The 13,676-nt window shown below is 65.2% G+C and carries 12 protein-coding genes; all 12 read left to right on the forward strand.

Annotation, left to right across the window (positions count from 1 at the left end; genetic code table 11):
• Positions 1–89 precede the first annotated feature (89 nt).
• The gene (locus tag IQ35_RS06790) at positions 90–1,481 is read left to right on the forward strand and encodes a UDP-N-acetylmuramoyl-tripeptide--D-alanyl-D-alanine ligase (protein ID WP_145072336.1); all 1,392 of its coding nucleotides are present in this window, start codon (positions 90–92) and stop codon (positions 1,479–1,481) included.
• The gene (gene mraY / locus IQ35_RS06795; protein WP_021247397.1) at positions 1,481–2,554 is read left to right on the forward strand and encodes a phospho-N-acetylmuramoyl-pentapeptide-transferase; all 1,074 of its coding nucleotides are present in this window, start codon (positions 1,481–1,483) and stop codon (positions 2,552–2,554) included. The genes IQ35_RS06790 and mraY overlap by 1 nt, the downstream gene beginning before the upstream one ends.
• 3 nt (positions 2,555–2,557) lie before the next feature.
• On the forward strand, positions 2,558–3,871 hold the full coding sequence (gene murD / locus IQ35_RS06800; RefSeq protein ID WP_145072337.1) for a UDP-N-acetylmuramoyl-L-alanine--D-glutamate ligase: 1,314 nt from the start codon (positions 2,558–2,560) through the stop codon (positions 3,869–3,871).
• A gap of 33 nt (positions 3,872–3,904) precedes the next feature.
• Complete coding sequence (locus IQ35_RS06805) at positions 3,905–5,107, forward strand: FtsW/RodA/SpoVE family cell cycle protein (RefSeq protein WP_145072338.1); 1,203 nt, start codon at positions 3,905–3,907, stop codon at positions 5,105–5,107.
• Complete coding sequence (gene murG / locus IQ35_RS06810; RefSeq protein ID WP_145072339.1) at positions 5,104–6,270, forward strand: undecaprenyldiphospho-muramoylpentapeptide beta-N-acetylglucosaminyltransferase; 1,167 nt, start codon at positions 5,104–5,106, stop codon at positions 6,268–6,270. Before IQ35_RS06805 ends, murG begins: the two co-directional genes overlap by 4 nt.
• Entirely contained in the window at positions 6,267–6,398 is a 132-nt protein-coding gene (locus IQ35_RS21725; RefSeq protein WP_260401421.1) for a hypothetical protein, read from the forward strand. Before murG ends, IQ35_RS21725 begins: the two co-directional genes overlap by 4 nt.
• Positions 6,395–7,816: a UDP-N-acetylmuramate--L-alanine ligase gene (gene murC / locus IQ35_RS06815; RefSeq protein ID WP_145072340.1), complete on the forward strand. Its 1,422-nt coding sequence runs from the start codon at positions 6,395–6,397 to the stop codon at positions 7,814–7,816. Before IQ35_RS21725 ends, murC begins: the two co-directional genes overlap by 4 nt.
• 144 nt (positions 7,817–7,960) lie before the next feature.
• The gene (gene murB / locus IQ35_RS06820) at positions 7,961–8,875 is read left to right on the forward strand and encodes a UDP-N-acetylmuramate dehydrogenase (protein WP_145072341.1); all 915 of its coding nucleotides are present in this window, start codon (positions 7,961–7,963) and stop codon (positions 8,873–8,875) included.
• Positions 8,872–9,828 (forward strand): D-alanine--D-alanine ligase, encoded by a 957-nt coding sequence (locus tag IQ35_RS06825; RefSeq protein ID WP_145072342.1) that lies wholly within the window; start codon positions 8,872–8,874, stop codon positions 9,826–9,828. The genes murB and IQ35_RS06825 overlap by 4 nt, the downstream gene beginning before the upstream one ends.
• Positions 9,821–10,750, forward strand: coding sequence for a cell division protein FtsQ/DivIB (locus tag IQ35_RS06830; protein ID WP_145072343.1), 930 nt, complete (start codon positions 9,821–9,823; stop codon positions 10,748–10,750). Before IQ35_RS06825 ends, IQ35_RS06830 begins: the two co-directional genes overlap by 8 nt.
• A 6-nt stretch (positions 10,751–10,756) precedes the next feature.
• Positions 10,757–12,043, forward strand: coding sequence for a cell division protein FtsA (gene ftsA / locus IQ35_RS06835; RefSeq protein ID WP_021247389.1), 1,287 nt, complete (start codon positions 10,757–10,759; stop codon positions 12,041–12,043).
• Between the two features lie 111 nt (positions 12,044–12,154).
• Complete coding sequence (gene ftsZ, locus IQ35_RS06840; protein ID WP_145072344.1) at positions 12,155–13,609, forward strand: cell division protein FtsZ; 1,455 nt, start codon at positions 12,155–12,157, stop codon at positions 13,607–13,609.
• The last annotated feature ends 67 nt before the right edge of the window (positions 13,610–13,676 follow it).

The following is a 13,676-nucleotide window of genomic DNA, read 5'->3' on the forward strand; positions in this document are numbered from 1 at the left end:
GGAATCCCGGCTCCCGTTCGGTTCGGCCTTGTCGGGAACCGTCATGCGTTTCCGTTTCTCGACTTCGCTCGAAGCGGCCGGAGGCGGTGATGGCCAAGCTCTGGACCTCCCAGGAAATCGCTTCGGCCACGGGCGGCGCCGCGACGGCGCCGTTCGCCGTTTCCGGGGTGGCCTTCGACAGCCGGGAAGTGACGCAGGGCGATTTGTTCGTCGCGATGAAGGGCGAAACGACGGACGGGCACCGCTTCGTGGACAAGGCGTTCGCGCAGGGCGCGGCGGGAGCCGTCGTCAGCGAGGCCGTCGATTATCCGCATGTGCTGGTGCCCGACAGCGCCGCCGCGCTGGAGGCGCTGGGCCGGGCGTCGCGGGCGCGCATGGCGGGCAAAGTGGTCGGCGTCACCGGATCGGTGGGCAAGACCGGCACCAAGGAAGCCTTGTTCCAGGCGCTCGACCGGAACCATCCAGGACAGGTGCATCGTTCGGTCAAGAGCTACAACAACCATGTCGGCGTGCCGCTGAGCCTGTCGCGGATGCCCCGCGACGCAGCCTTCGGCGTGTTCGAGATGGGCATGAACCATGCGGGCGAACTTGCCGCGCTCACCCGACAGGTCCGTCCGCATGTCGCCATCGTCACCGCCATCGCGCCGGCGCATATCGAATTTTTCGGCACCGAAGCCGCCATCGCGGAGGCCAAGGCGGAGATTTTCGAGGGGTTGGAGCCGGGCGGCACGGCGATCATCCCCTATGACAGCCCGCATATCGCCATCCTCTATGAAAAGGCGGAAAAGCACGCCGCGCATATCCTGACTTTCGGCTTCGGCGAGGAAGCGGACGTGCGCGTGCGGGAAAGCGTGCCGGCATCCGGCGGCGGAACACTGGTGACGGCGGTTCTGCCCCATGCCGAATTGTGCTTCACCGTTGCCGCGCCGGGCGAACATTGGGTGTCGAACGCGCTCGCCGTGCTGGCGGCGGTCGAGGCGCTGGGCGGCGATCTGGCGGCGGCGGGGCTTGCGCTGGCGGAGATGCCGGGGCTGCCGGGCCGGGGCGAGCGGCGCATCGTGCCGGTCGCGGGCGGCGAGGCGCTGCTGATCGACGAAAGCTATAACGCCAATCCGCTCAGCATGGCAGCGACGCTCAAGCAGCTGGGCCGGGAAAAGGCGGCGCGGCGCATCGCCGTTCTGGGCGGGATGCGCGAACTGGGCAGCTGCAGCGCCGAGTTGCACGCCGGACTTGCAGAACCGCTCGCCGCCGGACAGGTCGACTATGCGATATTGGTGGGACAGGAGATGACGCCGCTGGCCGACGCGTTGGGGAAGGCATTTCCCTTCGCGCATGTTCCCGACACGGCGGCGGCGACGGACTTGCTGCAATCGGAAATGCGCGCTGGCGACGCGATCCTGGTCAAGGGATCGAATGGCATCGGCCTGTCCCGCCTTGTCGCCGCGCTTGAGGAAACGGCCCTGAACGGGGAAGGGAATTAATGCTCTACTGGCTTGCCCAGACACTGGATTTCGCGGGGATTTTCAACCTCGTTCGCTATCTGAGCTTCCGGGCGGGCGCGTCGATCGCCACGGCCCTGCTGATCGGCCTTGTCATCGGGCCGCGCTTTATCGGCTGGCTGCGCGTGCGTCAGGGCAAAGGCCAGCCGATCCGCGACGACGGCCCGCAAAGCCATCTCGCCAAGCGGGGCACGCCGACCATGGGCGGGCTGATGATCCTCACGTCGATGATCGTGTCGGTGCTGCTGTGGATGAATCTGTCGTCCGTCTACGTGTGGGCTTGCCTGTTCGTGACGCTGGGTTTCGGCGCGATCGGCTTCCTCGATGATTACGACAAGGTGACGAAGGCCAGCCACAAGGGGCTTTCGGGCAAGGTACGCCTGTTGTTCGAGTTCCTGATCGCGGGTTTCGCGGCGTGGATGATCGTCAACCATCATGGCAATACTGCGCTGTACGTGCCCTTCTATAACGGTCCGGCAATTGAGCTGGGACCGTTCTATTTCTTGTTCGCGGCCTTCGTGATCGTGGCGTTCGGCAATGCGGTGAACCTGACCGACGGGCTGGACGGCCTTGCTTCGATGCCGGTCATCATCGCCTCGCTGGCCTTCATGCTGATCGTCTATCTGGTGGGCCGCGCCGACTTCGCCACCTATCTGGGCATCCCGCATGTGCCGGGCGCCGGCGATCTCACCATCCTGTGCGGCGCGATCATCGGGGCGGGCCTTGCCTTCCTCTGGTTCAACGCGCCGCCCGCCGCCGTCTTCATGGGCGATACGGGGAGCCTCGCGCTGGGCGGCACCATCGGCGTGATTGCCGTCACCGCGCATCATGAAATCGTGCTGGGCATCATCGGCGGTCTGTTCGTGGTGGAAGCGATGAGCGTCATCATCCAGGTCTTCTTCTACAAGCGGACCGGCAAACGCGTATTCAAGATGGCGCCGATCCACCATCATTTCGAGCAGTTGGGCTGGGCCGAGCCGACCGTCGTGATCCGTTTCTGGATCATCGCCTTCGTGCTGGCGCTCGCCGGCCTTGCCACGCTGAAGCTGAGATAAGGGATGGGGATCGTCTCGAATGTCTTCGCGGGCAAGCGGTATGCGGTGCTGGGGCTGGCGCGGTCGGGTCTGGCCACGGTCGAGACGCTGGCAGCCAGCGGCGCGATAGTGGTTGCGTGGGACAGCCGGGAGGAAGCGCGCGCAGCCGTCGCCGACAAGGCGGAGCTGGCTGACCCGGCGGAAATCGACCTCAAGGGCTTCGACGGCGTGGTCGTGTCGCCGGGCGTGCCGCTCAACCGTCACCCCATCGCGATGCAGGCGAAGCTGGCGGGCGTGCCGATCATCGGCGACATCGAACTGTTCGCGCTCGCCCGGCCGACGCTGCCGCCGCACAAGGTGGTCGGCATCACCGGCACAAACGGCAAGTCGACCACCACGGCGCTGATCCACCATATCATCGAGCAGGCGGGCTATCCCACGCGGATGGGCGGCAATATCGGCCTGCCGATCCTGGGGCAGGAGCCGCTGGAGCCGAACCTGAAAGGGGTGGGCGTCTATGTGCTCGAACTGTCGAGCTATCAGATCGACCTGACCCACAGCCTCGATTGCGACGTGGCGGTGCTGCTCAACATCACGCCCGATCATCTCGACCGCTATAATGGATTCGAGGGCTATGTGGCGTCCAAGGCGCGCTTGTTTGCGATGCAGTCATCGGACGGTGTTGCGATTATCGATGCTGCTACTGAAGCAAAGCATCAGATTTTGGATGACTGGTCTGGACATGAAGCTATCGAAATCGATAGCGTCAATGTGACAGATCAATCAGCTTGGCCATCGCTCCAGGGTCCGCACAACCTGCAAAATGCCCGGGCGGCGATTGCGTGCTGCCGTACACTTGGCATAGATTTGCCCACGATATTTAACGCCCTCGCCAGCTTCGCCAGCCTGCCCCATCGTATGCAGGCCGTCCGTACGCTGAACGGCGTCCTCTACGTCAACGACAGCAAGGCGACCAATCCCGCCTCGACCGCGCCTGCCTTGGCGGCCTTTCCGCCGGTGAACGGGCGTCCTCGCATTCACTGGATCGTCGGCGGCCTGGCCAAGACCGACAATCTGGACGAGTGTGCGCCCCGGTTCGGCAATGTCGCGCACGCCTATACCATCGGCGAGGCGGGGCATATGTTCGCCGACCTGCTGCGCTCGCATATGGCGGTGGACGACAGCGAGATGCTATCGGCCGCCGTTCGCCGTGCGGCGCGGGTGGCGCAGCCGGGCGATGTGGTGCTGCTGTCGCCCGCCTGTGCGAGTTTCGACCAGTTCCGCGATTTCGAAGCGCGCGGCGATGCCTTCGCCGCTGCCGTCGCGGCGCTGGAATAGGGTCCGGCGGACAGAAGGAAGGGGCGAGCAGGCATGTTCAGGGCAGGGGAATTGGTGAAGGGCTTCAAGTCCCGCACCGTGCCGCGCGAACGGACGGCGCTCGCCATCTGGTTCTGGGAAATCGACCGTGTGCTGCTGTCGCTGATCGTCGCGCTGATGGCCGTCGGGCTGGTCGCGGTCGCCGCTGCCTCGCCGGTCGCCGCCATCGACCGTTCGACCGCCACGATCACGGTCAACTCGCTGGTCTATTTCTATCGCCAGCTCATGTGGGTAGGACTGGGCCTGCCGATCATGCTGGTGATCTCCATGCTTCCCCGCCCGCAGGCGCGGCGTTTCGCGGTCATCATGTGTTTCTTGTTCGTGCTGGCGCTTCTTCTGGTTCCCGTGCTGGGATCGACCGTCAACGGCGCGAAGCGGTGGATCGACCTGCCCGGCTTTCGTTTTCAGCCCTCCGAATTCCTCAAGCCGGTCTATGTGGTGACGATGGCGTGGCTGTTGTCGTTGCGGGGACAGGACCAGACGCTGCCGGTCATTCCGCTGACCGGCGTGGTCACGGCCTTCGTCGCGCTGATCCTGATGCGTCAGCCGGATTTTGGACAGACGGTGATCTTCGCGGCGTGCTGGGGGTGCCTGCTGCTGCTGTCGGGGGTGTCTATGCGCTTCATCGGCACGATGGCCGGGCTGGGCCTGGGCGGGCTGGTGGCGATGTATATGTTCTACGAAAACGGGCGGCAGCGCATCAACGACTTCCTCGGCATCGGCGTCGATCAATCGGTCGGACCGGACCAGACGGACCTTGCCTATCGCACCATCACCCATGGCGGTTTCATGGGTGTGGGTCCGGGCGGCGGGCAGAACAAGTTTCGCCTGCCCGAAGCGCATACCGATTATATCTTCTCGGTGATCGGGGAAGAGTTCGGCCTGCTCGCCTGTATCGCCATCGCGGTGCTGTATCTCGCCATCATCGTTCGCGTGCTCCTGCGCCTGCTGGATGAGGAGGATAATTTCACGATCCTCGCCGCGGCGGGCCTTACCACCCAGTTCGGTTTGCAGGCGATCATCAACATGGGCGTCAACGCCCAGATTTTTCCGTCGAAGGGCATGACGCTGCCCTTTATCAGCTATGGCGGCTCCTCTATGCTGGCGCTTTGTATCGGGGTAGGCCTGTTGCTCGCATTCACGCGGCGCAACCCCTTCATGGGGCGGCATACCGTCGTCAAATGGAGTGGCCGATGAGCATTTCCCGTCACTTCGTCCTCGCCGCCGGCGGGACGGGCGGTCATATGATTCCCGCCCATGCCGTCGCCGAAGAGCTGATGGCGCGGGGCCATCATGTCGCGCTGGTGACGGATGAGCGTGGCGCGAAGATCCCCGGCATCTTCGACAAGGCGCAGGTTCATGTGCTGCCCGCCGGCCGCATGACCAGCAATCCGAAAAGCTGGCCGGGCGCCTTGAAGGCGATCCTCGCCGGACGGGCCATGGCGCGGCGCCTGAATGATACGTTCCGGCCGACCGCCGTGGTGGGCTTTGGCGGCTATCCGGCCATGCCTGCGCTGCTGGGGGCGCTGGCCGATGGCATCCCCACCGCGATCCATGAGCAGAACGCCGTGCTGGGTCGCGTCAACCGCCTGTTGGCGAGCCGGGTCGATGCGATCGCGACCGCTTATCCGGTGGTCGAACGGCTCAAGGACAAATATGCGGCCAAGGTGCACCTGATCGGCAATCCGGTGCGCGAGGAGGTCAAGTTGTTGCGGGACGAGGAATTTCCCGCACTGACCGACGAAAGCGTGTTCCGCGTGCTGGTGATCGGCGGCAGTCAGGGCGCGACCGTCCTGTCGAGCGTCGTGCCGGACGGCCTTGGCATGTTGCCGTTGAGCCTGCGCCGGCGTCTGCAAGTGACGCAGCAATGCCGCGCCGAGGATATAGAGCGCGTCCGCAAGCTCTATGCCGACCTTGAAATCCCCGCCGATCTGGCGACTTATTTCAACGATGTGCCGGAAAAGCTGGGCTGGTCGCATCTCGTCATCGCGCGGGCGGGCGCTTCGACGCTGGCGGAACTGACCTGCGCGGGGCGTCCCGCCATCCTCGTTCCGCTGCCCAGCGCCATGGACGATCACCAGACCGCCAATGCCCGCGAAATGACCGAGGCGGGCGGCGCGCGCACCATAAGGCAGGCGCACTTCACAGCGGTCGAACTCGCCAAGCAGATGCAGAAGATGGCGATGGAGCCGGGCGCTCTCCAGAACGCGGCCAGACGCGCCCGGGCCTGCGGCCGTCCCGATGCCGCGCGCGACATGGCGGACCTGCTGGAAAGCATCGGGTCCGCGCCCATTCTCAACGATCCGGTTCGCGTCGGCCCGACGCCGACCAGCCTCAATTTGCAGGGCGTGCCTGCATGACGGCGCCTCTTTTTCGTCATGCCAGCGAACGCTGGCATCTCACTTCTTCTTTCCCGGTCGCTCTTCAAGAAAAGAGAGATCCCGGCTTCCGCCGGGATGACGGTGATGTTTCGGAGATAAAGGCATGAAGGGTGTCGGCACCGACATCGGCACGATCCATTTCATCGGTATTGGCGGCATAGGCATGTCCGGCATCGCCGAGGTGATGCATAATCTGGGTTACAAGGTTCAGGGGAGCGATGTGGCCGAAGGCTATGTCGTGGAGGGCCTGCGCCAGAAGGGCATTGCCGTGATGATCGGCCATAGGGCGGAAAATCTGGGCGACGCTGCCGTGGTGGTGACCTCCACAGCTATCAAGCGGGGCAATCCCGAAGTCGAACTGGCGCTGGAGAAGCGCGTGCCTGTCATCCGCCGCGCGGAGATGTTGGCGGAATTGATGCGCCTCAGGTCGACGGTCGCGGTCGCGGGGACTCACGGCAAGACCACCACGACCTCCATGATCGCGGCCCTGCTGGACGCTGGCGGGGTCGATCCGACGGTTATCAACGGCGGCATCATCAACAGCTACGGCTCTAACGCGCGTCTGGGCAACAGCGAGTGGATGGTGGTGGAGGCGGACGAAAGCGACGGCAGCTTCCTGCGGCTGGACGGCACCATTGCGGTCGTGACCAATATCGATCCCGAACATCTCGATCATTATGGCGATTTCGACGCGGTGAAGGACGCCTTCGTCGAGTTTGTCGAGAATGTGCCCTTCTACGGCGCGGCCCTGCTGTGCCTCGACCATCCCGAAGTGCAGGCGATCCTGCCGCGCGTGCAGGACCGGCGCATCGTGACCTACGGCTTTTCCGCGCAGGCCGACATTCGCGGCGAAAATGTGCAGCCGATCCCCGGCGGCAACCGTTTCGACGTGCAGATCCGCGAGCGCGACGGCTCCATCCGTCGCATCGAGGGCATCGAAATGCCGATGCCGGGCCGCCATAATGTGCTCAACGCCATGGCCGCCATCGGCGTGGCGCTGCACATGGGCATTGAAGACGCGGTCATCCGCACCGGCTTCGCCAAGTTCGGCGGGGTCAAGCGCCGCTTCACCAAGGTCGGGGAAATCCCGGCCGCCCAAGGCGTCGCGACCGTTATCGACGATTACGGCCACCATCCGGTCGAGATCAAAGCCGTGCTCGCCGCCGCCCGCGAAGGTGCCAAAGGCCGCGTCATCGCCGTGGTCCAGCCGCACCGCTTCACCCGCCTGCGCGACCTGATGGACGAGTTCCAGCAGGCGTTCAACGACGCGGACATTGTCTATGCTGCGCCGGTTTATCCTGCGGGCGAGCAACCGATCGAGGGCGTGGACAGCGCCGCGCTGGTCGAGGGGTTGAAACGCCGGGGCCACCGCGCAGCCTTCACCGTGGAAGGCGCGGACGATCTCGCCCGCCTGATCGCTCCGGACGTGCAGGCCGATGACATAATAATCTGCCTTGGCGCGGGCGACATCACCAAATGGGCGGCGGGCCTTGCGCCGGCCATCGCGGGGAAGGAAGCGGCCTGACATGACGCGCACGCCTTCCCTTCATTCCTGCCGTCATGCTGAACGTGTTTCAGCATCCATTTCTTCTCACGCGACTCCGTTCGCGGCGGCGCGGAGAATCCTGAACCGGGTTCAGAGTGAAGATTATAGCGAGAACGCGCCGTCATGACCGGCATTGCGCCTTTGCCGGAGGAGGCCATGCCTGCCGTGCGCGGCACGCTCAAGGCGCAGGCTCCGCTGGCGCCGCTCGTCTGGTTCAAGGCGGGCGGCGCGGCGCAATGGCTGTTCGAGCCGAAGGACGCCGAAGACCTGGCCGATTTCCTGCGCTTGTCGGACCCGTCCATTCCCGTCATGGCGCTGGGCCTTGGCTCCAACCTGATCGTGCGGGACGGCGGCGTGCCCGGCGTGGTCGTGCGGCTGGGCAAGCCCTTCGCAAAGGTGGAGCAGATGGATGCCGTCACCCTGCGCTGCGGCGGCGGCGCATCGGGCATCCTGGTATCCTCGACCGCGCGCGATGCGGGCATCGGGGGCCTTGAGTTCCTGCGTTCCATCCCCGGCACGGTCGGCGGTTTCGTGCGGATGAACGGCGGGGCCTATGGCCGCGAAACCTGCGACATACTCGTGGAGTGCGAGGTGGTGCTGCGTTCGGGCGAGCGCGTCACGCTGCCGCTCGATGCGCTGGGCTACACCTATCGCCACAGCACGCTGCCCGAAGACGCCGTGGTGGTGAGCGCCCTGTTCCGGGGCGTGTCGGGAGAACCCGCCGCGATCCAGGCGGAGATGGACCGTATTGCCGCCGCGCGCGAGGAAAGCCAGCCTCTCCGCAGCAAGACGGGCGGATCGACTTTCAAGAATCCGGCAGGGCACAAGGCATGGGCGCTGGTCGATGAAGCCGGATGCCGGGGCCTCAAGTTGGGCGGCGCGCAGATTTCGGAAAAGCATACGAATTTCCTCCTCAATCTTGGCGATGCGACCAGCGCCGATATCGAGGCGTTGGGCGAAGAAGTCCGTCGCCGCGTTCGGGAAAAGAGCGGCATCGAATTGGAGTGGGAGATTCAACGCGTGGGTGAGAAGAAGTGAGCCGGGGCCCGTGGCATGTCGCCGTCCTGATGGGCGGCTGGTCGGCGGAGCGCCCCGTCTCGCTCTCGAGCGGGGAGGGCGTCGCCAAGGCACTGGAATCGCGCGGGCATAGGGTGACGCGGATCGACATGGACCGCGATGTCGCGCTGCGCCTTGCCGAAACCAGACCCGATGTCGTGTTCAACGCGCTCCATGGCGTTCCGGGCGAGGACGGCACAGTGCAGGGCATGATGGACCTGATGGGCCTGACCTACACGCATTCGGGCCTTGCCACTTCGGTCATCGCCATCGATAAGCAGCTCACCAAGCAGGCGCTGGTCCCCCACGGCATCCCCATGCCCGGCGGGCAGATGGTGAAGAGCGAAACCCTGTTCGAAGGCGACCCGCTGCCGCGCCCCTATGTGGTGAAGCCGGTCAATGAAGGCAGCTCCGTCGGCGTTGCCATCGTGACGGAGAGCGGCAATTACGGCTCGCCCATCGGCCGCGATGTGGAAGGGCCGTGGTTGCATTTCGACGAACTGCTGGCTGAACCCTATATCCGTGGGCGGGAACTGACGACTGCCGTTCTGGGCGAGGAGTCGTTGCTGGTCACGGAATTGCGGCCCAAGGGCGGCTTCTACGATTTCGACGCCAAATATACCGACGGCATGACCGAGCATGTCTGCCCGGCCGACATTCCCGACGACATCGCGCAGGCGTGCAAGGCGATCTCGCTACGCGCTCATAAACTGCTGGGCTGCAAGGGCGCGTCGCGTTCCGACTTCCGCTGGGACGACTCGCAGGGTATCGAGGGTCTGTTCCTGCTGGAGGTCAACACCCAGCCGGGTATGACGCCGCTCAGCCTCGTGCCCGAACAGGCGGCGAAGCTGGGCATAGACTATGCGGAACTGGTCGAGCTGATCGTGGAGGATGCGCTGAAAACGGGGCCGAAAATGGGGGCGTTGAATGAGTGAGGCACGGATTCGGCGCGGCGGCACGGCGCGGCTGACGCGGACGACCTCCGCGCGCGGCAGGGGGCGGGGCCGCATGGTCAAGCAGCGCTCCTGGATCGACCGCGCCATCGCGGCCCTCCCTATCAGCGAGGCGACGGTGCAGCGCTTGGCGAGCTGGACCATTGTCGGCATAGCGCTGGTGCTGGCGGGCGGCATCGCCATCATGTTCGGCCTGCCCGGCATGGCGCGTCAGGGCGCGGCGGACCTTGCGGCGCGCGCGGGCTTCGAAGTCGAAAAGGTCGAGGTGCGCGGCGTCGAGCGCATGGATGAAATGCCCGTCTATAATATCGCGCTGGGACAGGTGGATCGTTCCATGCTGTCGCTCGACCTGCCCAGGGTGCGCGAGGAGATGTTGAAGCTTGGCTGGGTGAAGGACGCGCGCATTTCACGCCGCCTTCCCGATACGCTGGTGGTCGATATCGTCGAGCGGGAGCCGGTCGCCGTGTGGCAGAATGCGGGCCGCTTGCAACTGATCGACGTGGCGGGCGTGGTGCTCCAGGGCGTGTCGCCCGGCGCGATGCCCGACCTGCCGCTGGTCGTGGGACCGAACGCCAATCTCCAGACGGCGGGCCTTAACCGGCTGATGGAGAATGCGCCTGCCTTGAAGCCCATGCTGGCGGGTGCGACATGGGTCGGCAACCGCCGCTGGGACTTGCGCTTCCAATCGGGCGAGACGCTTTCGCTGCCGGAAGGGGACAAGGATTCCGCCTCGGCGCTGGTGAATTTCGCGCGGATGGACGGCGTCAATCGCCTGCTGGGCCGGGGCATCGTCAAGTTCGACATGCGCGATCCCGACCGTTTCGTGCTCCGCCTGCCGCAGGGGCTGGCGCAGGACAAGCCGGAAGCGGCGGGGGATAAGCCTGCCTCGGACGGAGAGGGATAAGGCGCCATGGCCCAGCCCAAGGTCGAAAAACTTGTCACTGCGATCGATATCGGATCGTGGAAGGTGTCTGCGCTGATCGCGGGGCGTACCGAAACGGGCGAGTTGACGATCCTGGGCACCGGCCAGCGCGAAAGCCGGGGCGTGCGGCGCGGTTTCATCGCCGACATGGAGCGCACCGAACTTGCCGTCCGCGAAACGGTGGAACAGGCTGAGCGCGTCGCGGGCACCAATATCGAGGATGTGTGGGTCAGCTTCTCCGGCGGCAGCCTGGTCAGCGACGTGGTGACGGTCGAGCGCGACATGGGCGGCTATCGCGTGGAACAGACCGACATTGACGACCTGCTCGCCACCGGGCAGCAGGGGATCGACCCGGACGGGCGCGTGGTGCTCCATGCCCAGCCGACCTGCTTCACCATTAACGGCAAGGTGCCGGTCAAGAAGCCGCTGGGGATGCACGCGGACCTGCTGGGCGTCGATATCCATGTGGTGCTGGCGGATGGCGCGCCGCTTGCCAATCTCGACCTTTGCGTGCGTGGCGCTTATCTCAACGTCAATTCGATCGTCGCCTCGCCGATCGCGACGGGCTTTGCCTGTCTGTCGGAGGAGGAGCGCGATCTGGGCGTGGCGCTGGTGGAGCTGGGCGCAGGCGTGACCAACGTATCGCTTTATGCCGGCGGGATGCTGGTGGGATTGCATTCCATTCCTATAGGCGCTTCGGATATCACCGACGATATCGCGTCGGCCTTCGGCATCCGCCGCAGCCAGGCGGAGCGGGTCAAATGCTTCTACGGCTCGGCGATGCAGAACCGCCGCGACTTCCGCGAGATGATCGAGATCGCGACGCCCCATGGCGATGTCGCGATTCCGGGGCAGAATGCGGGGCCGAACGCCGAAGGAGGAAAGATCACGCGCGCCGCTCTGGTCGGCGTGATTTGCGAACGCCTGAACCAGATCATGGTGGAGGTGAACGCCGCGCTGGCGGGCATGGGTTTCAATTCGCCGACAGGGCGCCAGGTCGTGCTGACCGGCGGGGGCGCGGAGATGAAGGGCATTGCCGACTATGCGCAAGGCGCGCTGGGCCGCGCCGTCCGCATCGGCCGCCCGCGCGGGATCGCGGCGCTTCCGGAGGCGCATGGCGGCCCGGCCTTCGCCACGCTGGCGGGGCTGGCGCTCTACGGCGCTTCCAACCCGGTTGATCTAAGGACCATGGCACCCGCGCCGCAGACCGTGCATCGTCTGAGCGCTCCCCAATGGTGGCAGCGCATGATGCGGGCGATGCGGACCAACTATTGACGGAATTGAGTTTAGGAAGAATTTAACTGGTGAAATACGCGCATTTCTGTTGCATTAACCTTTCAGGTCAGTTTCGCTTCACGTCGCCGAAGCTGGAGGGAGCTAGAATTTATGAGTATTGAGATCAGCCCGCCGCATGTGGACGAGTTGAAGCCACGCATCGCGGTGATCGGCGTGGGCGGCGCGGGCGGCAACGCCATCGCGAACATGATCGCCGCCAGTGTCGAGGGCGTGGATTTCATCGTCGCCAATACCGACGCGCAGGCGCTGAACGCCTCTCCGGCGGAACGGCGCATCCAGCTTGGCCCGCAGATCACCGAGGGCCTGGGCGCGGGATCGCGTCCCGAAATCGGCAAGGCGGCGGCGGAAGAAACCATCGCCTCGGTCGAACAGGCGCTGGACGGCGCGCATATGTGCTTCATCGCGGCCGGTATGGGCGGTGGCACCGGCACGGGCGCTGCCCCCGTCATCGCCAAGGCGGCGCGGGACCGCGGCATCCTGACCGTGGGCGTCGTGACCAAGCCCTTCACCTTCGAAGGCAGCCGTCGCATGAAATCGGCGGAATCGGGTATCGATGAACTGCAAAAGCATGTCGATACGCTGATCGTCATTCCGAACCAGAACCTGTTCCTGATCGCGAATCCTAACACCACCTTCAAGGAAGCCTTCCAGATGGCGGACGAGGTGTTGCAGCAGGGCGTGCGCGGCATCACCGACCTGATGGTCATGCCCGGCCTCATCAACCTCGACTTCGCGGACGTCCGCTCCGTGATGGGAGAGATGGGCAAGGCGATGATGGGCACCGGCGAAGCCGAAGGCGATGGCCGCGCGCTCCAGGCGGCGGAAAAGGCGATCGCCAACCCGCTGCTGGACGGGGTGTCGATGCGTGGGGCGAAGGGCGTCATCGTGTCCATCGTCGGCGGCGACGACATGCGCCTGATGGAAGTGGACGAGGCGGCCAACCATATCCGCGAACTGGTGGACCCGGACGCGAACATCATCTGGGGTTCGGCCTTCAACGACAATCTGAACGGCAAGATCCGAGTGTCGGTCGTCGCGACGGGCATCGACAGCGAAGCGAGTCAGGGCGCAGCGCCGCTGACCCAGCCGTTCAGCTTCGCCAACCGCCCATCGGTCGCTGTGCCGTCCGCCGCGCCCAAGCCTGCCGCTTCGCCGCAGGCCGCCGCGTCCAGGCCGGTGGTTGAGGAAGACCCGGAGATGCTGGAACTGGACGTGCCCGAAGCGCCCGCGCCTGCTCCGCTGGTTCCCCCGGTCGAGGAAAAGGCCGCTGCGCCAAAGCCGCTTTCGGCTCCGACCCCGGCTCCGGCGGCGGTCTTTTCCGATGAAGATGCGGAAGAGGACGAATTGCTGCTGGGCGCGGAGAACGCCGAAGCCGCGCCCGCTCAGCCTGCTCCCCCGCCGCAGCCCGCTTCGCGCGTGGCGACCGGCGGCACGCTGTTCGAACGAATGGCGGGCCTGACTCGCGGCGCGGACAAGGCCCCCGCCGCCGATGAAGGCAAGGGAACGGACATCCCCCGCTTCCTCAACCGGCAGAGCAATCAATAGGCGCTATCCGTCTCTCCATGGAGGTTGGCAAGGCTTCGCATCCTTCTCCCCCGGCGGAGAGGGAAAA

It is taken from the genome of Sphingobium wenxiniae, from assembly GCF_007830065.1.
Classification (GTDB): Bacteria; Pseudomonadota; Alphaproteobacteria; order Sphingomonadales; family Sphingomonadaceae; genus Sphingobium; species Sphingobium wenxiniae.